This window comes from Microcoleus sp. Pol17C6 (genome assembly GCF_036701145.1).
Taxonomy (GTDB): domain Bacteria; phylum Cyanobacteriota; class Cyanobacteriia; order Cyanobacteriales; family Microcoleaceae; genus Microcoleus.
Map to the genome: position 1 here is coordinate 1 of NZ_JAUBQH010000009.1, position 23968 is coordinate 23968.

Consider the following 23968-nt stretch of genomic DNA (forward strand, 5'->3'; position numbering starts at 1 on the left):
GTAACAGAGGTTAATTTTAATAATTTACCCGTGTCTTTATGGTGGGCGGGAATAGGGGGAGGAGTTGCGATCGCATCTCTGACTTTCACAGCCGGCGTGTTGTGGGGAAATCGACGCAAATTGCCAGCAATAGCAGCGGATTCTGGAAACAATGCCGGAAACAATAGTTTTTCCAGCTCTGCATCGGCGTTAGACAATGAACTGCTGTTACACAATGACAACCATCACGTTAAAACTCAAGAGACAGAAGTCAAGAGTTTGAAGTAAACAATTGCGTGAATATAGCAATTGAGTTTGCATAAGTATGTATCTATTAACTCCAAGATAATAAAATGTTCAGCACTATTCTTAGATGGGTAATAAACCGCCGCTGGCTAGTTGTTATCGCTACCATTATTGTTAGTCTTTGGACATTGTATATCATCCCCCAAATGTCGCTTGATGTCTTCCCTCCTTTTGCACCCCCGCAAGTCGAAATTCAGACGGAAGCACCGGGGCTCGCGCCGGAAGAAATTGAGTCTTTAGTAACACTGCCAATTGAAAGTGCGATTAATGGAACTCCTGGGGTGACAGCAGTGCGATCGTCTTCGGCTGTGGGTCTTTCTGCGGTTAAGGTAATCTTTGATTGGGGAACTGAAATTTATCAAGCGCGGCAGTTGATAACAGAACGGTTGCAGCAAGCGCAAAGCAAACTCCCGGCTGGGGTAGAAACACCGCAAATTTCTCCCACAACTTCTCCTGTGGGTACTGTTATTACCTATGCTTTTACCTCGGAAACTACTTCTTTGATGGAAGTGCGCCGTCTGGTTGACTGGCAAGTCACAAATCGCCTTTTGGCAGTGACTGGGGTTGCTCAAGTGGTGGCTTACGGAGGCGAAGAAAGGCAGTATCAAGTATTAGTAGAACCTGCTAAGTTGAAAGCATTTAATGTGTCGTTGCAGCAAGTAGCTGAAGCGGCGGCGGCTGCGAATGTTAACGCGCCAGGGGGGTATTTAATTACGCCGGATCGAGAAACTTTAATCCGGGGGGTGGGCCGGATTGAGTCTCTGGAAGATTTGCAGCAATCGGCGATCGACTCTCGCCACGGAACGCCCGTCAGAATTGCTGATGTGGCTGATGTCAAGATTGGGGCTGCTATCAAGCGGGGTGATGGCAGTTTTAAGGGCAAAAAAGCTGTGATTGTGATGGTAAACAGACAGCCAGTTGCTGATACTCCGACGGTAACTAAAGCGGTTGAGGCAGCAATGGCTGAGGTGCAGCAAGCTCTGCCCAAAGATATCAAAGTTACTGTGACTTTTCGACAGGAAGAATATATCAATTCTTCGGTGGAGAATGTGCGATCGGCTTTAGTTGAAGGCAGCATCATTGTCACCCTTATTCTCATCCCGTTTTTGATGAATTGGCGCACTCTGGCGGTTGTTTTGCTGGATTTCTTTCTGACTTGGCTGTTGGCGCTGCTGGCGATGTATTGGCTGGGGCTGGGGCTGAATACGATGACTTTGGGGGGTTTGTCGGTGGCGATCGGTACTGCGATCGACGATGCGATCGTTTATGCCGAAAATACCTACCGCAATTTGAGAGAAAATACGTCTTCTCTTCATCCGCGCCCGGTGATGGATGTGATTTTTGATGGCAGTCAAGAGGTGCGCGATTCGTTAATTGGAGCGACTGTTATTGGCATTGTGGTGTTTTCGCCAATTTTTACTTTGCCCGGTGTAGAAGGTCGAATTTTTACGCCTATGGGAATTACTTATCTGGTAGTTGTGGTGATTTCTAGTCTGGAGTCGCTGTTAATATCTCCGGCCCTTTGCGCTATCTTGTTGCCTAACAAACGCATGAGTGCTGCGGAACCTTGGCTGCCGAGATTTTGCAAGAAAGTATATCATTTTTTGATAAATTTGTCAATGCGCTATTCGCGGATTATTTTAGCTTTAGCTGCTGCTAGCATGGTGGCTGCATTAATTATTTTGCCTTCCTTTGGACGGGTGTTTTTACCGGAGTTTCAGGAGCAAACTTTGGTGAATACTATTATGCTTTATCCTGGCGTGTCTTTGGAGACAACAGATAGCGCGGCTTTTGCTATTGAAGATGCACTTAAGAGTGATACCAGGTTTGAATACGTGCAAGTGCGATCGGGCAGAGCTCCGGGTGATGCTGATGCTGCGGGAGTTAATTTGGCTCACATTGATATTGGTTTAAGCGAAGAGGGCATGAAAAACAGGCCGAAAACTTTGGAAGCGCTGCGGCAGGAGTTTGGTAAATTGCCGGGAGTTGCACCAAATATCGGCGGTTTTATTTCTCACCGGATGGATGAGGTTTTATCTGGTGTCAGGAGTCAGATTGCTGTCAAAATCTTTGGCCCGGATTTGGATCAGCTTCGCAGCATCGGTGCCAAAGTTGAAGAGCAAATGAAAACAGTTGAAGGAATTGTGGATTTGCAACTCGAACCGCAGGTGCCAGTGCAACAAATTCAAATTAAGTTTAACCGCCAATCGGCGGGTAGATACGGTTTGAAAATCGGAGAGCTTTCTGAAATAATTGAGACAGCTTTAAACGGCAAAGTTGTTTCTCAAGTTTTGGAGGTGCAGCAAACTTTTGACTTAGTTGTTTGGTTGCAGCCTGAAGCCAGAAAGAATCTAGAAACTATTCAGAATTTGTTGGTTGATACTCCAAGCGGCAACAAGATTCCCCTTGCCCAAGTTGCGACTGTCAAATACGGTACGGGTCCAAATACGATTAACCGCGAGAATGTTTCTCGCTTGATTGTGGCGGCTGCTAATGCTAAAGGTAGGGATTTGCGATCGGTTGTGAATGAAATTCAAGCTAAAGTCAAACGAGAGGTGCAGTTGCCTTTTGGCTATTTTATCCAGTACGGTGGTCAATTTGAAGCCGAGCAAAGAGCTTCGCAAAATATTATGATATTTAGTGCGATCGCCTTTTTGGTAATTACAGTATTGATGTACTTGTCCGTCAAGTCCATTCCTTCAACTGCTATGATTATGATTAATTTGCCGATCGGCTTAGTGGGAGGAGTAATTGCGGTAGCTTTGACGGGCGGCATTATCTCTGTAGCTTCCCTAGTTGGCTTTGTCACATTATTCGGCGTTGCTACCCGTAACGGCTTGCTTTTAGTAGACAACTACAACTCTAAGTTTTCCGAAGGAATGCCTTTTAAGGAAGCAATTATTAAAGGTTCGATGGAACGGCTCAACGCCATCCTGATGACCGCTTTAACTTCAGCTTTGGGTTTAGCACCTTTAGTATTTGAAGGCGGGGCGGGCAAGGAAATCCTCCAACCGCTGTCAGTAGTAGTTTTAGGAGGTTTATTTACTTCTACAGCACTAACTCTGTTAGTTTTGCCAGCTTTGTATGCTCAATTTGGGACATTTTTACGACCTCAAAAACCTCAGCCAGTTATTGAAGACGGTAAGGTACTTAATGTGTGATATTTTCTAATTATTGTCCGTCAACAAGGAGTCAAACCAATGAAATCGCTCAAGTCTAGCTTAGTTATTTTAGGTAGTGTCGGATTGCTGTTTTTGGGAGCTTGCAGTAAAGGCGACCAAGGAAGCGATCCAAATAGCACTCCAGCATCCCCTCCTGTCGCCTCTCAACCTGCGTCTTCTACTCCCGCCACTGCTCCTGCAACCGCAACTAAAGGGGGGCAAGTTGTAAAGTCGGGAGCTTACTATTTAGAGTTTGTACCGGAAAAAGAAGCTACCGGAACTCATTTAGATGTTTTTGTGCAAAAAGGGGAGAAAAAGGAACCAGTTCCTAACGCTAAAGTGACAGCTCAAGTGCAGTTGGCGAATGGAAAGCAGCAAACTCTAGCTCTCAAGTATGATGCTGAGGGCAAACATTACGCTGTGGTGTTTCCCGGCAAAGATGCAGGAAGTTATCCCGTGAAAGTTACTGCGGATATTAACGGAGAAAAAGTTGACGGTCGTTTTACATTCAATCAATAGATAGCTGATTTCCTAATGCGCTCTAACTTAGGGGCGCATTAGTTATTAGCCACAAACAACTGCCTCCTGCATTTCGACTACAAAGCCGATCGCGTTTTGATCGCACTTTATTTCCTATTTCGTTGCCTGAGTTTTTTTGAATGGGAAGAAAACTCTACCTGCCAGACTTTGGAAGTAGATGCCACCGACAGTACCTAAAAACATCAAATAGGCGATCGCCTGCACGACATAGAGCTTATCCGTGTAGCCAAACAGCGCACTCAACAACAAACCTGGAAACTTGTCTTCGGGAAGCAGTTGCGAGGTATTCCAGACCATCGGCCCGAGAATGCAAGAGTGGATTTTAGTAAATCTTTCGTAATAGAAACACAGTGCTGCTGATTCGCGATTTGTTTGCGATAAAGTATTCATCGCGCTGTCAAAAAGTCCCAAAGTAGATACCACTAAACCCGCTACAATGAAGAGCAATAAAATGCCCATATATTTGAAAAACAGGCGGATATTAATTTTGACTCCCCATTTAAACAGCAGGACACCAAGTCCGGTGGCTGAGAGAATCCCGCCCAAAGCGCCGAGGGCTGGAATAATGCCTTGTTGAAACTTGGCGACGACAAACAAAACAGTTTCAAACCCTTCGCGCAAAACAGCAATAAAAACTAAACTAAATACGCCCCAACCGGCATGAGAGTTTTGCGTTAAAGCAGCACTTACAGCGCCTTCGACTTCGGCTTTCATAAATCGCGCTTGCTTGGTCATCCAAATCAGCATCCAGCTCAGCATTGCGATCGCTATCAGCCCAAAGATTGCTTCTAGCAGCAATTCCATAATCGGTGCAAAAGGCTGATTGGATGCGGACAAAATTTGAATCGTCCAGCCGAACAGTACACCTATCAAAGCGCTGGCGATAAGTCCAACGCCAACACCACCGAAAACCCAAGGACTTAAATAACTTTGTCCTGATTTTTTGAGACAAGCTAAAACAATTCCGACAACTAAAGCGGCTTCGACTCCTTCGCGGAGAGTAATTACAAATGTGGGCAATGCTTCGCCAAAATTCATTTTTTTATGGTGGGAATGAGAGTGGTTAATGAGCGAGGTAATTGGCAGATTATTTACCAATTACCGCTCTTGATGAGAGTGATGTTTTTAAGATGCGGGTTTGAGAACTTTTTGGCTGTCGCTTTCGATCGTTTTAACTAGCTGGTTGACTTGTTCGGTGGTTTTTACAGGGGCGGGGGGTGCGATCGCCGTTGGCCAATTTGTCTTCAGTTCAGCCATGTTGGCAACAATTGCTTTGTCAATTTCCGGGCTGGTTTTAGCCACTTGTTCGGCGATATCTTTGTATAGCATTTCCGCGTACATGACAAAACCCCGCGAATCTTGATATTCAATAATTGCGGAAATTTTGCCGTTAGCAACTGCCGCTCCGTATTCGGAATTAGCTGTATCCAGCAAGCCGTTAATCACTTGCAGCACGAATTTCGGATCTTTTCGCTGCGTTTCGGGAAGGGCGGCAATTGCTCCATCAACTGCTTGCATTGATGTGGTAAATTCCGCCTTCACTTGAGCCGGATCTTTTGCACCCGCTTTAACTAAATCCTGCAATTTAATTAAAGTAGCCTTAAATTCAGGAATTTTACGCTCGTTTAGCTGATCTTCCACATCGGCATAAATTTCTTCTACTGGATGCCCGATGTGCGGTTCTGCCTGGTCTGGTTTGCCTTGATCCAAGAGTTCTTGGGCTACGAAAAGATGCCCTTTCATCAAGCCAAGTTTAGTCATGTAGTCTACATCTTTGGGTTCGCCTGTCAGCACCACATTTTCAATAGTTACCAAGTCTTTGATTTGGTCGAATTGCGCTTGAGTAATGACATTTTTTGAAACCAATTCTTCGACTTTTCCGTAAGGGCGGCTGGCTTGAATTTTGTTAGAAAGTGCCGGCACTCCTAACTTGGCTTCGAGTTTATCTAACTCTGAAAGAATGGCAGTATTGATGTTGATGCCGCCTTTTTTGCCGCCGTGATGCCCGCTGTGACCGCTTGTGGATGCGGGACTGGCTGTGGCAGCGGGTGAGGGTGTGCTGTCGGTGTTGCTGGCTGTGGGGGAAGCGCAACCAGCTAGAGCAACGAGGATTGCTGTAGCAGTGACTCTAGGTAATAAACGAAATGTGGATAACATGGCAGTTGCTAATTTTTACGTTATGTGCATTTGGTTTCGCAAGTTATTAAGAATAATTCTCAATTATTTGCGAGCTATTCATTCTACCTATTTGCGATCAAGCTTGTCAAATAATTTCATACTTTATTTGAATCGGCGCACCCTGGTAGCAGGATGTGGTTTAAGTGATGACTTCAAATACACCCATGCAGCCAGCTTCGGCGATCGCATCTTGATGGGGATGAAACATAAATTTTCCAGCGTAGCCGTAGGTAAATTCTAAAATATGCCGTTCAGCTACTCCCATTGTGATTACATCGGTTCTTTCACTGGGAGTTAAAGTCATTCCCGTGCGATATACGTCAAAAAAGTTGGCGTGCAGGTGGAAGGTTACTGCCGCTTCGTACTCAATCAGGTTGAGAACGTACAGCCGAATTAGCTGATTTCTGTAAATAGGGATCGGGTTGTTCATGTAATAATTGGGCAACCCGTTAAAAGCGTAAAGTTCATTTTTTTCGTCGTCGTTTACGTCGTATCCTCCCATGATTAATAAGATTTCATCGGCGGGAGGGCGGGGTTTTGGCGGATCGATGATGAACATTCCATATAGTCCTTTACCTACATGGCGAGTTACGGGTTCAATATGGCAGTGATATAGATGCAATCCGTAAGGATTGGCATCGAATTCATAAATAAATACCGAACCGTTTTTCACTGGTTTAACGCCATCCATTTCGCTGGTATGAACGCCGTGAAAGTGCAGCGAATGAGAATGTCCGGCTTTGTTATAAAAAATGACGCGGATTCGATCGCCCTCAGTTGCCCTCAATGTCGGCCCCGGCACGCGATTGTTCACGTTCCAGGTGTTGAAAGCGACGGCGCTGTTAAGTTGGATGATCGAAGTATTAGCTTCCAGGCGAAATTCCCGAACCGTGCGCCCGTTTTCGCGCGTCACCGTGCCGTAATCAAAATCCCGCGCAATTTGCATCGGGTTAATATTGCTGACGGTGAGTGCATCTGCGGGGATGGGCGGTATTCTCGCGGCTGATGTCGGTTTGCGAGTCAAGTTTTGAAGTGCGATCGCGCCGCCCGCTACCCCAGCCCCAGCTATTCCTAGCTGTAGCAGTTGACGGCGACTCCAGCGCCCAGCCTTTTTAATGGCGGGACGATCGGATAAATCTGTCATAACTTATTGAAAAATTTTCTCAAAAATTTACTCGTGGTCGATTATAAGACATTACCAGCTTGTTGTCAATTATTGTCAACTGTTCTCTTTTTCTGCGAATTCGGAAAATTTCATGCTGATTTCATCTCAGTATGTGAGCTTAAAGATTGGGGTAGATGCTGCCGATCGCTAACAATGTATAAGGATTTACCGCTATAAATTAGAGTTATGAGAGTTTTGCTAGTTGAAGATGAGCCAGATTTAGGGAAAGCGATCGATCGCACTTTAAAGCAGGAAAAATATATAGTTGATTGGGCCCTAGATGGCAGTGAAGCTTGGGAATATTTAGACAGTCAGTGGACGCAATATAACCTAGCTATTTTTGACTGGTTGCTACCAGGATTGTCAGGATTGGAACTGCTGCGGAGATTGCGTGCTAAAAATAGCGCCCTGCCCGTTTTGATGCTGACAGCAAAAGACCGTATGGAAGATAAAGTTGCGGGACTAGATGCAGGGGCTGACGATTATTTAGTTAAACCGTTCGGGATGGCGGAACTGTTAGCAAGATTGCGGGCATTGCAAAGGCGATCGCCCCAAATTCAACCGAAACAGCTACAGGTAGGAAATGTAGTTTTGGACTGCGGAAATCGAACAGTATGCCATCTCGATCGAAGTGGCAACAGCCAGATAATTTCTCTAACAAACAAAGAGTTTCAACTGCTAGAATACTTTATGAAACATCCCAACCAAATTATCACCACTGACCAAATTCGGAATCAGCTATGGGAGGCGAGTGCAGATACCTTTAGCAATGTGGTAGCAGCTCAAGTGCGCTTGCTGCGCCGCAAACTTGAGTCTGTTGGCGGCGCGAATTTAATTGAAACCGTTCACGGCGTCGGATACCGCATGAGAAATTAAAGCTGTAGGGGCAACAGCGGGCGGATTATATCTCGTTTCCAGTATGTGGCTATAATATAGAAAACTCGATCGTAAAAATGACTGCTATGAAAGATTTAATTCAACAAGAGTTAGAAAAGCTCGATCTAGAACAACTCAAACAAGTATTTGAATTTATTGCCTTCCTAAAATTCCGTGCCCGATTAGCTACTATTCCAGCAATCGATGAAACTAACTTAGCTGCACTCTACGGCGAATTTGCCGAAGAAGACCGACAACTTGCGGAACTCGGAATAAGCGAATATGCAGAACTCATAAAACATGAGGATTGGGCATAAAAGCCAAATATAAAAAATGTATTATTACCTGGAAATTTTTATTTTAATAGGATTTAGACACGGGTGTCATAAACCTGATTATTTAAGAGCTTATTCTCTCTTTTGTCCTCCTCTGCGTTCTCTGTGGTAGGTAAAAAAATATCATTTTCAACTAATTACCAATTACCAATTACTAGCAAGATATGAAAGGTGAATCAAAATAAACTATTTAATCGAACTCGCTGGCAATTAGCCATTTCCTATGCGGCTGTAATGGGTTTGATTTTAAGCTTGTTGGGATTTGGCGTATACAAGGCGATCGCCCACGCTCACTGGGTAGCCATAGACCGAGAATTAGAATCGGTAGCGGGGACGCTACACGACAGCCTAGAACTCAAATTGCAGCAGCCCGGACGCTTGGAGCCAATAGTAAACGAACTTTTGCCCAACCTCCGGCTAATTGGAGTTAAAGGAATTAAAGAACAGTTGCCAAGCCGCCATATTTTAAGCGCTATCAACCAAGGCTATTACTATATTCGTTTATTTGATTATTCCGGGAAATTAATTGCTACTGCAGGCGCTTATCCCGAAGAATTACCCCCAGAATTTAACTCCCAATACTGGCAAACAATAACTGACACCAAAGGCAATGTTTACCACCAAATTTCTGTAGCGCTACACACCCAAACACAGCAAGATTGGGGATATTTTCAAGTTGGGCGGAGCCTGCAAGACTTCAATGATTATCTCAGTACAGTGAAATGGGTTTTGAAATTAGGATTGCCTACAGCATTGATTTTGATAGGCTTTGCTAGTTGGTTGTTGGCAGGATTGGCTATGAAACCAATTTATTCTTCCTACCGACAAATCCAACAGTTTACAGCGGATGCAGCCCACGAATTGCGGACGCCTTTAGCGGCTTCGCAGGCGACTGTAGAATCGGCGCTGTTGACGCCTCAATTAGATGAAAAAGAAGCGCGGGAAATTTTGCGGACGATCGATCGCCAAAACCGACGATTAACTCAGTTAGTTGCTGATTTGCTGCTGCTGGCTCGCATGGATAATCAGGCGATACGCGATCGCCCTCAATTGTGTTGTTTGAATGACTTGGTGAGCGATTTAGTCGAGGAATTGGCGGCAATGGCGATCGCTTCTAAGGTAGCGTTAATATCCGAAGTGCGAGTGCACCAGCAATTAAATGTTGTCGGCAATTCCGACCAACTTTATCGCTTAGTTGCTAATTTAATTGTTAATGCGATTCAATACACTCCGGCGGGCGGGAAAGTAACAGTTATTTTAGATTGCAGCCACCAAGAGGCGATCGTTCAGGTTCAAGATACCGGTATTGGGATGGCGGCGGCAGATTTAGAGCGAATATTCGATCGATTCTACCGAGTCAACAGCGATCGATCGCGCCATACGGGCGGTTCGGGACTGGGATTGGCGATCGCCCAAACCATAGCCCGCGCCCACCGCGGCAGCCTCAGCGCCCGCAGCGAATTGGGTTCCGGCAGCACCTTTCTCCTGCAGTTGCCTTTGTGAGCTACTATGTGAGGGCAACTGACATCTTGCACCATGTTCGCTTAACAGGCTTTTCGGCCTGTTCCACAAAAAGTTAATTATCTTGTGGGGAGTAGGGGTTGGAGACGAGAACCCGCCCCTGAAAGGCTGATTGAGAATTGTGCAAGATGTGGGGAAAACCGAATCATCTTTTTGTGGTAATCCCTTTTGCAGAAGAGAGCACGATCGCCGAAAATCATTAAATAGCTATTTCTCAGCAATTAGCAGTCATCAGAGAGAAAAATTATGACAGTTTTAGAACAGGGAACAATCTCAATCCATACCGAAAATATTTTCCCGATTATCAAGAAGTCGCTATACACTGACCACGAAGTCTTCTTGCGGGAACTAATTTCTAACGGCGTCGATGCCATTGCCAAACTCAAAATGGTTTCCCGTTCCGGCGAATACGGCGGCGACATGGGCGAACCGCAAATCAACATAGCGATCGACAAAGATAACAAAACCCTCTCAATTTCCGATAACGGCATCGGCATGACTGCCGATGAGGTAAAAAAATACATCAACCAAGTCGCTTTCTCCAGCGCAGAAGAATTTATTGAAAAATACCAAGGCAGCGGCGAGGACGCAATTATCGGTCACTTCGGTCTGGGTTTCTACTCTTCTTTCATGGTGGCGAAGAAAGTAGACATTGATACTCTTTCTTACCAGGAAGGCTCCCAAGCCGTACACTGGTCTTGCGACGGTTCTCCCGCTTTTGAACTATCAGAATCTTCCCGCACGGAACGCGGCACTACTATTACTCTTACCCTCCAAGACGAAGAAGAAGAATATTTAGAACCGACTCGCATTAAGCAGTTAATCAAAACTTACTGCGATTTCATGCCAGTTCCCATCAAATTTGAGGGAGAGGAACTCAACAAGCACAAAGCAATTTGGCGGGACTCAGCCAGCAATTTGCAAAAAGAAGATTACTTGGAACTCTACCGCTACCTTTACCCGTTCCAAGACGAGCCGCTGTTGTGGGTACACCTGAATACAGATTATCCTTTCATTGTCAACGGGATTCTTTACTTTCCCAAACTGCGCCCAGATGTCGATGTTACCCAAGGCAATATTAAGCTATTCTGCAACCAGGTTTTTGTCAGCGACCACTGCGAAGAAATTATCCCGAAATTCTTGATGCCGCTGCGGGGAGTCATTGACAGTACCGACATTCCACTGAACGTTTCTCGCAGTTCTTTGCAAAGCAATCGCACGGTGCGGAGAATTGCTGATTATATTGCGAAAAAAGTGGGCGATCGCCTGAAAGAACTTTACCGCGACGACCGCAACGAATACATTCGCTGCTGGCAAGATATCGGCACTTTTGTCAAGTTTGGAACTCTCAACGATGACAAGTTCAAAAAGCAAGTCGAAGATATCTTAATCTACCGCAGCACCTACGAGCCAACAGCGGACAAGCCAGAAACTGTAACGCCAGAAGTTCAGGTGCAAACTGAGGAAGGAGATTTGTGGCAAGATGTCACTCCGAAGTCGGAAAATTCTACTTCCACGCAGCCTTACACGACTCTAAAAGAGTATTTGGAACGCAATCAAAAACGCCACGAAAATCGCGTGTTTTATTGTACAGATCCGGCATCTCAAGCAACTTACGTGGCAATGCACAAAAGCCAAGGTTTAGAAGTGCTGTTTATGGATTCTTTCATCGACACGCACTTTATCAGCTTCTTGGAAAGAGAATACTCAGATGTCAAATTCTCGCGGGTTGATTCCGACATCGACGAAACCCTAATTGATAAAGAGAAAGAAGCAGAAATTGTCGATCCGGCGACGAATAAGACTCGCAGCGAACAAGTTAAAGAGATGTTCCAAAAAGCTCTCAATAAGCCGAAAGTGAACATTCGCACAGAAGCTTTGAAGTCTGACTCTGCGGAGGCGACGCCACCTGCGATCGTACTTTTGCCGGAAGCTTTGCGCCGGATGCGCGACATGACGGCGCTTTTGCAGCAGCAAGCGGCCGAATTCCCCGAAGAACACGTTTTGCTGGTGAATACCTCTCACCCGCTGATTCAAAATCTGGCTAGTTTGAGTCAGGGTGCGATTATTCAAGGCGGCGGGGAGTCTCCGTCGGCTCAGTTGGCGAGTATGATTTGTCACCACGTTTACGACTTGGCTTTGATGGCCCAGAAGGGTTTCGATGCTGAAGGAATGAAGGATTTTGTCGAGCGATCGAATCAAGTCTTGACAAAATTGACTGAACGTGCGATGTAATTAACCCCCCCAACCCCCCCTTGCTAAGGGGGGAGCAAGAGTTTATTTCTATTGGTAAAGGGATAAGTCCAGCCTTCTTCCTACTTCCTTCTTCCTTCGGGTATAATGAAATGCTGCACGCAAAAAACGGTAATCTGGAGGGAAGTATGTCACGGAAATGTCAGCTAACAGGAAAGAAGGCGAATAACGGTTTTGCAGTTTCTCACTCGCACCACCGCACTCACAAATTGCAAGACGCCAATTTGCAGTGGAAGCGGGTTTGGTGGCCGCAGGAGAAGCGCTGGGTAAGATTGCACCTTTCTACAAAAGCGATTAAAACCTTGCAAAACAAGGGTTTGGAAATCATGGCGAAGGAAGCTGGAATTAACCTGTACAAGCTTTAAAAAACTTGGCTAAATTAAAATGAGGGCGATCGCACACTTGAGAGTGCGATCGCCCTTACTTTTAGAGAAAAACCTTTACTAGAGCAATTTGCGGCATTTCAGTAAATAAGTAGTCATCAGGCCTTTGCCTTTAACTTCGATGGCGCCGCGGTTTTCAAAGAAATACTTTTCCCGCAACTGCTGATAAGTTGTTTCTGTTACCTGAATACTCCCTGGCTTCCCGTGAGATTCCATGCGGGAAGCGGTGTTAACGGTATCTCCCCACAAATCGTAAATAAATTTTTTAATTCCAATGACTCCGGCAACAACCGGGCCAGTGTTGATGCCGATTCTGATGCTGAAATCTTGATTGTGGATATTGCTGAAGTCAGTAATTGCCTGCTGCATATCGAGGGCCATTTCTGCGATCGCTTCTGCGTGATCCTGGCGAGGAATTGGCAGCCCTCCTACTACCATGTAAGCGTCGCCAATCGTCTTAATTTTTTCCAAACCGTGCCTTTCGGCTAGGTTGTCAAATGTGGAAAAAATGTCATTCAGAAAAGCTACTAATTGCGTTGGAGAAACTCGCGAGCTCAATTGAGTAAAGCCTACTATGTCCGCAAACAAGACAGTAACGTCAGCAAAAGTATCTGCGATCGTACTGTCTCCCCGCTTCAACCGATTTGCTATTTCTTCAGGCAAAATATTCAACAACAAGCGTTCTGATTGTTCCTGTTGAACTTGCAGCGCATTTAAAGTATTATTCAGAGCATTAGTTCGTTCTTCCACTCTAAATTCTAACTCTTCATTCAGCTTGTAAAGAGCCATTTCAGCCCGCCTGCGGTCTGTGATATCCGTACCGATTGCCAGCATTCCCACGAAGTTTCCTGCTGCGTCAAACAGAGGTTTATTTGCCCACGATACCCAAACCCGATCGCCGTTACGCTGGATATTTTCATTTTCAGTTCGCGTGTATTGTTCTGGGTTTTCCAAAATATCTCTCAACTTTGCTGCCCAGTCATTTCCTGTGGTATCTCTCTGGGGAATGATTGTTCCCACGGCGTTTTTGCCAATAATCTCTTTTTCATCGTAACCAAAAAACTTCTGTGCAAATTCGTTAAAAAAAGTAATATTTCCTTCCGTATCTAGTTTTAAAATAATGCTGTTAGCATTTTCCACTAATTCCCGATACTTAATTTCGCTTTGCCGCAGTGAATCCTCTGCTGAGGCGCGTTCGGTTACAGTGGCGGCCAACAGCAGCGATGTAACTACAATTACGCTCATAAAAGCCTGCAAAAATAAGATTGCCTGATTGATATTTTCCGCTTTGCCAATAAATGGACCACCTCCCTGAGAACCGCCCCAAATTGCGATACTGGATACAATGAAAGATGCTAAAACCGCCCCTACGTGACCGAATTGAATGGTTGCCCAAATTACTAAGGGAAATGGCAAGTATTCGAGGGGATAACCGGAGAGATTACTTTCACTTTTTGAGTTGTAGACTAGCCAACTGACTGTTACTAATAACACCAGGCCTATTGCCGCACTGATTCGATTTACAATTGTTTGAAAACCTGTATTTTGTGAAAACCTGGGCGCTTGTTTGTGGTTGTATATAATCAACAGCAGGGGAGTAAAAATTAAAACTCCTAATGTATCTCCGAGATACCAATTCCATCTAACGTGCCAATATTCGCTCCACTCAACTAAACCAGTTACACAGAGACGCAGTGTGCCGAGAGTACAGTTGATTTGAGTGGCAACTACAGCACCGCACAAAACTAAATTGACTACATCTATGAGCCGATCCAGTGACGGGCGAAACTTGAGTTTGTGCAACAAAGTAAATGCACACAAAGCTTGTAAACAACCGCAAAAAGCACTAATTGTTGCACTTATTATGGTGAATTTGAGATTAATAGTTTCGTAAAAAAATACGCCTAAAGCTATTCCCGGCCACACCTGCCGCCCGAACAATAAAAGTGCAGCTTGTGCAATCCCTGCGGGTGGCCAGACGCACGTACCTAATTTATTTATGCCAGGGATTGAAACTGCTATTTTTGCTCCCAAAGCGTAAGCAAAAGCAATGGCAGCTACTTTGGCTAAGTATTGCCAAATTCTAGATTGAGGAAATCGCAAAAACTGATTTTTTGGGGAAATCATACTGAGTGTTATTTAGATTTTTAAGTAACTATAGCAACCGCGGCCGAAGATTAGGATATTCTTAATTCTGAAACCTGACTTCTTATATTAATTCTTCCTTCTTCATTCTTCCTGATGCTATAACTTGATGCCTGTAAGAAAATAAGTGTTCATCTCGCCTTTGCCTTTAACTTCGATCGCGCCGCGACTTTCAAATACATACTTGTCCTGCAATATATCATAAATTGCAGACGTGACTTGAATACACCCCGGGTTGCCGTGAGATTCCATGCGGGAAGCGGTATTAACGGTGTCTCCCCATAAATCGTAAATAAATTTTTTAATACCGATTACTCCGGCGACAACTGGGCCGGTGTTAATGCCAATTCTGATGCTGAAATCTTGATTATGGCTATTGCTGAAGTCAATACTTGCCTGCTCCAGATCGAGGGTCATTTGGGCGAGCGCCACTGCATGGAATGGAATCAACTGATTTAGCTTCAGATTTATATCGAGTTTTAAGTTTTAGGAACTTTCACATTTTGTCTTTAAAGTCCGCAGCGGAAGGAAGAAGGCCCTTCGGCTTCGCTCAGGATAAAAAGAGGGAAGAAGAAATAAGGAGCCTAATGTAGGCGATGCACACCGCACATTGCCCTATAAGTAGGGTGCTAATGTAGGGCGATGTACACCGCAGTTTACCAATTAAAAAGGCTTAGTTGATGGCGGCTTCAATCCACTGTTTTAAAGTAGAATTTACTTCCTCAATGAGAATTTCATGGGATTTGTGAGTGGCTCTTTCCACAACTTCAACTTTGCCTGCTTTCAGGGAACGACCCGGAACAATCCGATAGGGAATGCCGATTAAATCAGCATCTTTGAATTTAACTCCGGCTCGTTCGTCGCGGTCATCTAGTAGGGTTTCAATCCCAGATTGGTTGAGTTCTGCATAGAGTTTTTCGGCGACTTCTACTTGTTGGGCGTCGGAAATATTGGGGATGCTAATGATGGCGTGATACGGGGCGATCGCCACTGGCCAAATTATCCCATCTTTGTCGTAGGATTGTTCTACGGCCGATTGAGCTAGCCGCGACACGCCAACGCCGTAGCAGCCCATCACAAAGGGCATTTCTTCGCCTTGTTCGCTGGTGTAGGTGGCGCCCATTGCTTGGGAGTATTTTGTGCCTAATTGGAAGATGTGGCCGACTTCTATGCCTCTGGCGCTTTGCAAGGTTTGTTCGGGGTTGTGCACTGACCGATCGCCTTTTTTGGCCGTTCTGACACTTACAACCGTTGCTGGTAGCGGAAATTCTTTGTTCCAATTGGCTCCGACAACGTGGTATCCTGATTCGTTGGAACCGGTGACAAAGTTTGTCAGGTCAACTGCAGTGCGATCGACTAAACGCAAAAATTTAGAGTTTACCTGCTTGCTTCCAGCGATATAATCATCAGCAAGATCGGGAGCAATATAACCGAGAGGTAAAGATTTAGCAGCCCATTTCCGCTGAGCTTCTGCATCGGGAACAGTCAAAAATAAAACTGTTTTAGCTTGATAATTGCCCGCTAACTTCGTCAATTCATTCAGCAACTTTACCTGATTCACATCTTGGTCGCCGCGAATGCTTACCAATACCAAGACTGTGATGCCATTGTCGTAAATAGCTTGGTAAAGCACATTTTTGACAATTTGCGTCGGAGAACATTTCAAAAACTTGCAAAGTTTATCAATTGTTTCAGTTCCCGGCGTTTCCCGCTTTTCAAATGTGGCAAAGGGCGACGCTTCGGCATCAGCAGGCATCGAGACAGCCTTTTCCACATTAGCTGCATACTGACCGTCTTCAGTATAGAGAACTTCATCTTCTCCCGCTTCTGCCAACACCATAAACTCTTGAGAACCAGAGCCGCCAATTGCTCCAGAATCAGCATCGACTGCTCGGAATTGCAAGCCCGATCGGCGCAGCATATTGCTATAAGCTTGAGCCATATCCTGATAAGTTTTTTTCAGGCTTTCTTCGTTAGTGTGGAAAGAATAGCCATCTTTCATAATGAATTCGCGACCGCGCATCAACCCAAAACGCGGGCGAATTTCATCGCGAAACTTAGTTTGAATTTGATAGAGATGTACGGGCAATTGCCGATAGGAACGAATCATATCTTTAGCAATTGTAGTAATCACTTCTTCGTGCGTTGGGCCCAGTCCCAATTCTCGCTGCTGCCTGTCTGTCATGGAAAACATAATACCTTCCGCTTGAGTATAGGTATCCCAGCGGCCGGATTCTCGCCACAAATCTGCCGGTTGCAATTGCGGGAGGAGACATTCTTGAGCGCCGGTAGCGTCCATTTCTTCGCGCACAATTTGAGAGACTTTTTTGAGAACTCGCCACATCAAAGGGAGATAAGCGTAAAGGCCGCTACCGATGCGCCGGATATATCCGGCACGGAGTAATAGTTTGTGGCTGGGAATTTCTGCTTCTGCGGGGTCTTCGCGCAGGGTGACAAAAAGCATTTGAGAGAGTCGCATAGCTGATTTCCTTAAAATACCGAATGATTGTAATCTCAGATTAACTTCTGATATTATCAGACGTGAGGCGGATTTGATTAAATATATGAATAAAATTTGGCAAAACTACGAAAAAGGTATGGCAGTATTTGATAATTGTCACTCTCCTACTGTGCAATCTCAGTGGCTTGCTTTAAAAGATGAAATAGGCGAATTTGTTCGAGAACCTAATTTAAGCGAAATTTGGGATATTGTTCATGCTGCTGGTCGATTGTTTTACAAACTAACCGGAATTCCTTTCAATTTACTGGCCTATCCTACTGTTCGCAAACACAGTCAACGTTTTGAGGAGTACGGCTGTATTCGCAGCATTCGCAACTGTGAGGGTAAATGCTGCGGCAAAAATTCGTAGCCTAGGCTGCGACGCACCCGATATCATGTTTGTTGAATTGCCTGCAATTAGATATAGAAACCCTCGATCGCAACCGACTGCTTATGCAGATCCCTCCCTCGGAATTACTAGATAGCTTTGAGCCTAAAAATCAAACGAAATCCTCAACCAGGTAGCGTACTCTACGATATGTAGAGTGCATCACATCGCACTTTACTACTATTGATAATTGGTGGGGATTGCCCCCGCCTCAAACTTGCCACTTTTATGCGATCTCTGCTGCTACCAATCCCTTAAAAAGTAATTTCTGACTTTAGACGGATTTATTTTTTAGCTTCCAGAGCCATAATAAGCAGTAAGGATGAGATCACTATAGAACTGAGTTACCACTCTTCCCAATGTCACTAAGAAGGGCTTCCGTAAGATAAAGCCGAACCAAAACAAAACCTCATCTAAAGATTACAAACACCCCTAGAAAAAAGTTGGGGGAAATTTTCGCTATGCCGAGTTAGGCATAAAAATTAAGGAGGTAAATTATGTTTCAAAGCGAGTTATTAATGTCGCTGTACACTCCAAAACTCGATAGGGGCCAAATGCCAGTAGAAATGCCTGTACAAATGCCAGTACAAATGCCAGTAGAAATAGATGTGCCATTTGACCACCCCGATATCGGAGGGCTGATGTTTTTAAGCCCGCAGTTTTTCGTGGCATTAATTGCCGGAGTCATCATGGCTTTCGGCTTCCAATTCCTGTTAACAAATTTCTCGATCGCAGCCAAAATATCAAATTGGGACGAGGCTTTACCCGACGATGACGATGATGATGAGTCCGAAAGTATAGGCCGTAAAGTTCGCAAAATCGAAGGTTTAGTCGGGGGTTGGATTTTAGTCACCGTTAACCTGGCTTTATTTTTGGCTTGTTTTCTGGCCGTCAAACTAACTTCAATTGCCTCGGTAGACGGAGCGGCAATTATTGGTGTCGTAATCTGGGCTGCGTACTTTTTAACCCTGGTGTGGCTCGGTTCTAGCGCCGTCGGTTCTATGATCGGTTCCTTGATAAAAACTGCTTTTTCAGGCGTTCAAGGCCTCATGGGTACTGCCGGTGCTGCGATCGGCGGCAAGATGGCTAGCGACCAAATGGTCAACACTGTAGAGGCCTCTGTGGCTGCTGTCCGCCGTGAATTGAGTTCGGCGGTAGACCCGGATAGCATTCGCGAAACACTGCAAGATTATGTGGGTTCTTTGCAGTTACCGAAACTAGATGTTAAGGAAATTCGCGGTCAATTTGAAAAGTTGCTGGGCGATGCAGATATCAAATCTCTTGCCGGAAGCGACGTTCTGAAGAATGTTAACCGCCAGACTTTTGTGGATTTAGTTAAGAGTCGCACAGACTTTTCTCAAGAGGAAATAACTCAACTTGCTGACCAACTCGAAGGTGTTTGGAAGCAAACTTTCGGCAAGCAGCAAGAGCAGAAAGACCCGAATTTAGAGTTGGTTGATTTTCTCAAGTTTGCGGCTCCCGATTTGCTGAAGTCTGACGAACTCAACGCCAAGCTGTCTCAAATTCTGGAAAGTCGGGAAAACAAATCGGAATCCAGCAGCGGCATGAAGCGAGCGATGCAGTTGGGTGTCGAAGCTCTTGTGGGCACTGTTTTGTCGCGGACGGATTTGTCTGATTTGGATGTTGAAAAAATCTCTGGTCAGTTGCAGCAACTGACAGCCAAAGGGACGGAACAAGCTAAATCTTTGGCTTCTAAGGTGGGCGACAAAGTGCCTGCGCTGCCTTTCAATACAGGTAAGGCTGATGTGGAAAACTACTTGCTGAATACCCAACCTTGGCATCTCAACCGGGAGACAATCAAGCAGGAATTTAGGGATGTGATTTACGACCCGGAAGCTTCTCCGGGAGCCGTTTTGCGCCAGTTAGAGCAGTTTAATCCCGATTATTTTGTAGGGATTCTGGGCCGCCGCGAGGGGTTTGCTCCTGAACAGGTGACGGAAATTGCCGAACAGCTTGAAGGTGTCCGCCAAGAAGTGTTGGAAATCGTGCGAGATGCTGCTGGTGAAGAACAGTCTCAAGATTTACGCAGCCGGATTGAAAATTATTTGCGATCGACTGGCAAAGATGAGCTGAATCCTGAAGGTATCGAACGGGATTTCCAAGCGCTTTTGGAAGACCGGGATGCTGGTTTTGAGGCTTTGCGCGATCGCCTGTCGCACTTTAACCGCGATACTTTGGTGCAGTTGCTGGGTCAGCGGGAAGATTTCAGTCCAGAGGAAGCCGATCAGTTAATCGGGCGGCTCGAAAGTTCCCGCGATCGCGTTATTTCTAGAGCTCAAGAATTGCAAGAGCAAGCGCAATCGAAAGCCCAAGAATTGCGGCAAAAGGTAGAAGACTATCTCCGCAATACTAATAAGGAAGAACTCAATCCTGAAGCGATCGAGCGCGAGTTTCAAACGCTGTTAAACGACCCGGAAGCCGGATTTAAAGCGCTGAGAGAACGCTTGTCTCAATTCGACCGCGATACGCTGGTGCAGTTGCTGTCACAGCGCCAAGACCTCAGCGAAGAACAGATCAATCAGGCGATCGACCGGATCGAATCTGTGCGCGATAACATTATCCACGCGCCGCAAATAGTGGCAGATAAAGCTAAGCAACAGTACGAGGAAGTTACTGCAAAAATTGGCGAGTACCTGCGGAATACAAACCTGGAAGAACTCGATCCAGAAGGTATCAGTCGGGATTTGACTAAATTGTTTGAAAATCCGAAAGAGGGTGCTTTGGCACTTCGGGAAAGACTTTCTCAGGTCGATCGCGAAACTTTAGTCAAGTTGCTGTCGCAGCGGGAAGATTTGAGCGAAGAACAGATCAATCGGACGATCGATCGCGTGCAAGATTCGATTCGCAGCATCGTGAAATCGCCCCGCCGCTTGGCATCTCGCGCTCAAAAAACAGTCCGGGATTTCCAAGGCAGTTTGGAAAATTACTTGCGGAATACGGACAAGGAAGAACTCAATCCTGAAAGCATCAAACGCGATTTGCAGTTGCTGTTTAGCGAGCCGGGAATGGGGATGCAAAGTTTGGGTGATCGCCTGAAGCACTTCGATCGATCGACTCTGGTAGCATTGCTGTCGCAGCGGGAAGACATCTCGGAAGAGGAAGCTAACAGAATTGCCGACCAAATTGAATCTGTCCGCAACCAAATTGTCGAACAAGTTCAAATGGTTCAGGAAAAGTTTCAGTCAGCAATGGACGGTATTTTCGGAAAAATCCGCGATTACCTCAATTCGCTCGATCGACCTGAACTCAACTACGAAGGCATCAAGCGGGACTTACGCAAAGTGTTTGACGACCCGCAGGCCGGATTTGACGCGATTAAAGAGCGTTTAGGTGAGTTCGATCGCGGTACTTTAGTTGCCCTGCTGAGTTCTCGTTCCGATATTTCCGAGACTGACGCGCACCGAATTGTTGACCAAATGGAAGGAGCCCGGGACAGTGTTTTATTGCGCTCGGAACGCCTGCAATCTGAAGCCAAAAAACGCATCAAACAGCTCAAAAACAAGGCCAAGCAGCAAGCAGAAGATGCGCGCGAAGCTGCAGCAACTGCTGCTTGGTGGCTGTTCGGTACGGCTCTGACTTCTGTGGTTGTTTCGGCTTTGGCTGGAGCAATAGCAGTCGGTGGTATTTCGGGTTTGTTTAGCTAGATTTTCAACGAGTTTGAAATAAAGTTCTCCTGATTCTAGGCTGGCTGTTTGCCAGCCTATTTTCTTTGGAATAATATCACAGTCCTTCAGGATGCTATAGTTGGCGGAAACACTCTCGATAAATCGAGCGCCAAGTCGTGAAAATAAGGCAGATTAACAGACTCGTTGGGCAGAAAAATCAGCGTCCTGCGATAACCAAATTGGCCAGGGGCATTCTGATACGGCTCGCTGTAACATTCCAAGCAAGTTTGTGATAAATTAAATATCCAATAGTTCGAGATTCCGGCTTCAGCATAAAGGGGGAGCTTAACCTGTTTGTCGTAACTCAAAGAAGAATCTGCAATCTCAATCAGCAACAGTATATCCCCTGGACAGGGGTGAGAGGATAGATAGTCGTCAGGGCGATTTTGTACGATCGCGCGATCGGGTTCTGGTTCGCTGTCATCCGGCAAAATAATCGGTTGTTGGCCTCGCAGTGTCGCCCGTTCTCCCAGCAGCTTAAATAACTCGCGTTCCAAGCGTGTCTCGCAAACAGAATGAGCGGTACCTTTAGCTGCCATTTTCACAAGTTCTCCCTTGATTAGCTCAACTCGATCGTCCTCACCAAAGAACCCCAGTTCTGTGAGGCGATGATATTCCGCTATGGTGAAACGTTTAGCAGTTGCGATCGACATAACAGCCACCTCAATACAGGTCTGTTGCGATTATAGGCGATCGTCGATCGGCTAAACAATGCTAATCATGAGCTCCGCTAACAACAATCTTGTCAAATTTGCCTCATCCTTTGGTTGCAAATTTTCCCGATTTTGGTGAATTTACTCCCCGAACTTATGTCCGGGATCATCTCTGTCTTAAGCAAGATTCTAGCATCACTATTTATTAGGTACTTTAACTTAAGTAGCAAACAAAAGTTTTCTCACAAATAAGAAAACTGAGCAATACATATTATTTTGGAGGCTTGAATGACCTTTACTACCAGTGCTTACGACCAAGGAAAAGCAGATATTAAGCAGTTGAGTGTAGACGACCAATTAGGTTTGCTGTGGTTTGTTTACACCGAAATGGGCAAGTCAATAACCCCAGCGGCTCCCGGTGCTTCCGGTTCCGAAATCGCTCAGGGTTTGTTCGAGCAAGTCAAGCCTCTGCCCCACCAAGAACAACTACAAGTAATGCGGGACATTGCCTCAAAAGCCAATACCGAAATCAGCCGGATGTACGGCTCAATGAGTCCTGAAACCAAGCTGGCTTTTTGGTATTTCCTAGCAGTAGGAATGGACGAAGGAACTATTATTCCTGTGCCTCCAGACTATCAACTTCCCGAAGCAGGAAAAGCTTTATTAGGAAAGATTGAGGGGATGGATTTCCAGCAGCAAATTGATTTCCTTCGCGGTACAATCTTAGAAATGGGTGCTGAAGCCGCTCCGGGGGCTGGCATTTAAAAATAGGGCTTACGAAAAAAAAACCGGTTTGTAGGGGAATATGGCGTGCCGCAACGAGGCATCTAAGAAGAAACCGGGTTTTTAGCCTTTTGATGCGTAAGTTCTCAAAAAGATTAGTAAGTAGATCAAACTAATACCCCGCGCCAGAAACCCGGCTTCTTCAAGAAACCGGGTTTCTGGCTGTTCGGTTTTTTTAGGTTTACGGCGAATACCCGCACTTTACAGCTAATAATTGAATTCAAGGGATTTGTTCCCCACAACTTCCGGCGCAGCGACTGTTAAACGCATATCTTCGGAGCCAAAAGTTAGCAAGGGCTGGCCTAAGTTTAAACTGGCAAAAGGACTTTCTTCTGCCACTTCTAATTCGCCTTTAATCAAACCGATGCGAGACTGCAATCCTCCTTTAAACAACAACAAATTGCTGCGGTCAGCGCTGAAAACATTTCCGCTAAAAGGCAGGGGTAAGGCTAACGTTTGCTGGCTGTAATTGAGGCTGCACAGTTGACGGTTTTCTTGGCTAACTGTGACGCGGTAGCCTAGCGGTGCTGCCTTTACCGAATCGCTGCCTTCCCAACTAAATTGAGCTAATTCTTTAGGAAGCCCCCAAATTTCGCGCCCGCCGGCTACCGAGTTAGGATTGTCTACGTAAATATGGGAAATCCAAGCGCCCCATTTTCCTGCATAATTGGCGATCGCGCTAACTACAATTAACTCATTGTACTCCATCACCGAACCCAACCCGTAGGAGGATATATAAATGCCGCCTAGGGTTTTTCCTGGCAATAAAGAGACAATTTCTAACTCAGAGGGAACCAAGGGGCGCACTCGTGCCACATCTACCAATTGTAAAGTCTCAACAGCATAACCTTGCAGATTCCAAGGTGCAGATGGATATACCATTTTCAGTGATTAAATTTATGAGATTTTATATTTATTTTAGCTGGGCGCTTCAAAAAGCAACTATTTTTGGTATTTCTTCACAAGTTGTTAGTGATTTACTTTATTTAAACAAATTAATATGTGACGATAAAATTGATGAATAGTTGACGTGGGTTATCTGTTGTATGGGGGCGGGTTTAGTAATATTGTTAGTAGGAATTAGATATTATTCGTAAAACCCGCCCCTACAGATAT

At 45.4% G+C, this 23968-nt stretch carries 17 protein-coding genes and 2 pseudogenes; 11 read left to right on the forward strand and 8 right to left on the reverse strand.

Annotated features, from left to right (window positions below; translation table 11 throughout):
- From QUA25_RS06825 to QUA25_RS06835, 3 genes and pseudogenes are all read left to right on the forward strand, one after another.
- A pseudogene (locus tag QUA25_RS06825) lies at positions 1 to 267 on the forward strand (efflux RND transporter periplasmic adaptor subunit); the annotation flags it as partial.
- 65 nt (positions 268 to 332) lie between these two features.
- Positions 333 to 3446, forward strand: coding sequence for an efflux RND transporter permease subunit (locus QUA25_RS06830; protein WP_333036583.1), 3114 nt, complete (start codon positions 333 to 335; stop codon positions 3444 to 3446).
- A gap of 39 nt (positions 3447 to 3485) precedes the next feature.
- Positions 3486 to 3965, forward strand: coding sequence for a hypothetical protein (locus QUA25_RS06835; protein ID WP_333036585.1), 480 nt, complete (start codon positions 3486 to 3488; stop codon positions 3963 to 3965).
- Positions 3966 to 4079: 114 nt separating this feature from the next.
- Here QUA25_RS06835 and QUA25_RS06840 read toward each other — a convergent pair whose 3' ends face one another.
- From QUA25_RS06840 to QUA25_RS06850, 3 genes are all read right to left on the reverse strand, one after another.
- On the reverse strand, positions 4080 to 5024 hold the full coding sequence (locus tag QUA25_RS06840) for an FTR1 family protein (protein ID WP_333036587.1): 945 nt from the start codon (positions 5022 to 5024) through the stop codon (positions 4080 to 4082).
- Between the two features lie 87 nt (positions 5025 to 5111).
- The gene (locus QUA25_RS06845; protein ID WP_333036588.1) at positions 5112 to 6143 is read right to left on the reverse strand and encodes a helix-hairpin-helix domain-containing protein; all 1032 of its coding nucleotides are present in this window, start codon (positions 6141 to 6143) and stop codon (positions 5112 to 5114) included.
- Positions 6144 to 6303: 160 nt separating this feature from the next.
- Positions 6304 to 7308 carry a multicopper oxidase domain-containing protein gene (locus tag QUA25_RS06850; protein WP_333036589.1) on the reverse strand — a complete coding sequence of 335 codons (1005 nt, stop codon included), beginning with the start codon at positions 7306 to 7308 and terminating at the stop codon, positions 6304 to 6306.
- A 207-nt stretch (positions 7309 to 7515) separates the two neighbouring features.
- Here QUA25_RS06850 and rppA point away from each other — a divergent pair, with 207 nt between their 5' ends.
- From rppA to rpmB, 5 genes are all read left to right on the forward strand, one after another.
- Positions 7516 to 8205 carry a two-component system response regulator RppA gene (gene rppA, locus QUA25_RS06855; protein WP_333036591.1) on the forward strand — a complete coding sequence of 230 codons (690 nt, stop codon included), beginning with the start codon at positions 7516 to 7518 and terminating at the stop codon, positions 8203 to 8205.
- A gap of 77 nt (positions 8206 to 8282) precedes the next feature.
- Complete coding sequence (locus tag QUA25_RS06860) at positions 8283 to 8522, forward strand: hypothetical protein (protein ID WP_333036592.1); 240 nt, start codon at positions 8283 to 8285, stop codon at positions 8520 to 8522.
- A gap of 189 nt (positions 8523 to 8711) precedes the next feature.
- A complete protein-coding gene (gene rppB / locus QUA25_RS06865; protein ID WP_333036593.1) occupies positions 8712 to 10043 on the forward strand; it encodes a two-component system sensor histidine kinase RppB in 1332 nt (443 codons plus the stop codon).
- A 264-nt stretch (positions 10044 to 10307) separates the two neighbouring features.
- Entirely contained in the window at positions 10308 to 12296 is a 1989-nt protein-coding gene (htpG, locus tag QUA25_RS06870; RefSeq protein ID WP_333036594.1) for a molecular chaperone HtpG, read from the forward strand.
- 146 nt (positions 12297 to 12442) lie between these two features.
- Positions 12443 to 12679: a 50S ribosomal protein L28 gene (gene rpmB, locus QUA25_RS06875; RefSeq protein WP_015177569.1), complete on the forward strand. Its 237-nt coding sequence runs from the start codon at positions 12443 to 12445 to the stop codon at positions 12677 to 12679.
- A gap of 78 nt (positions 12680 to 12757) precedes the next feature.
- On the opposite strand, the gene QUA25_RS06880 is transcribed toward rpmB, so the two are convergent.
- From QUA25_RS06880 to proS, 3 genes and pseudogenes are all read right to left on the reverse strand, one after another.
- Positions 12758 to 14824, reverse strand: a complete 2067-nt coding sequence (locus QUA25_RS06880; RefSeq protein ID WP_333036596.1) for an adenylate/guanylate cyclase domain-containing protein — start codon at positions 14822 to 14824, stop codon at positions 12758 to 12760.
- A gap of 117 nt (positions 14825 to 14941) precedes the next feature.
- Positions 14942 to 15283: pseudogene (locus tag QUA25_RS06885) on the reverse strand (adenylate/guanylate cyclase domain-containing protein); the annotation flags it as partial.
- A gap of 232 nt (positions 15284 to 15515) precedes the next feature.
- On the reverse strand, positions 15516 to 17321 hold the full coding sequence (gene proS / locus QUA25_RS06890) for a proline--tRNA ligase (RefSeq protein WP_333036599.1): 1806 nt from the start codon (positions 17319 to 17321) through the stop codon (positions 15516 to 15518).
- Between the two features lie 85 nt (positions 17322 to 17406).
- Here proS and QUA25_RS06895 point away from each other — a divergent pair, with 85 nt between their 5' ends.
- Both QUA25_RS06895 and QUA25_RS06900 read left to right on the forward strand, forming a co-directional pair.
- On the forward strand, positions 17407 to 17712 hold the full coding sequence (locus QUA25_RS06895) for a hypothetical protein (RefSeq protein WP_333036600.1): 306 nt from the start codon (positions 17407 to 17409) through the stop codon (positions 17710 to 17712).
- A gap of 515 nt (positions 17713 to 18227) precedes the next feature.
- Positions 18228 to 21395, forward strand: coding sequence for an MFS transporter (locus tag QUA25_RS06900; RefSeq protein ID WP_333036601.1), 3168 nt, complete (start codon positions 18228 to 18230; stop codon positions 21393 to 21395).
- A gap of 86 nt (positions 21396 to 21481) precedes the next feature.
- On the opposite strand, the gene QUA25_RS06905 is transcribed toward QUA25_RS06900, so the two are convergent.
- Complete coding sequence (locus tag QUA25_RS06905; RefSeq protein ID WP_333036603.1) at positions 21482 to 22069, reverse strand: Uma2 family endonuclease; 588 nt, start codon at positions 22067 to 22069, stop codon at positions 21482 to 21484.
- A gap of 288 nt (positions 22070 to 22357) precedes the next feature.
- Between QUA25_RS06905 and QUA25_RS06910 the strand changes: the two genes are divergently transcribed.
- On the forward strand, positions 22358 to 22834 hold the full coding sequence (locus tag QUA25_RS06910; RefSeq protein ID WP_333036605.1) for an orange carotenoid protein N-terminal domain-containing protein: 477 nt from the start codon (positions 22358 to 22360) through the stop codon (positions 22832 to 22834).
- A 225-nt stretch (positions 22835 to 23059) separates the two neighbouring features.
- Here the strand turns inward: QUA25_RS06910 and QUA25_RS06915 are convergent, their stop codons facing one another.
- Positions 23060 to 23734, reverse strand: coding sequence for an acetoacetate decarboxylase family protein (locus QUA25_RS06915; RefSeq protein WP_333036607.1), 675 nt, complete (start codon positions 23732 to 23734; stop codon positions 23060 to 23062).
- Between the last annotated feature and the right edge of the window lie 234 nt (positions 23735 to 23968).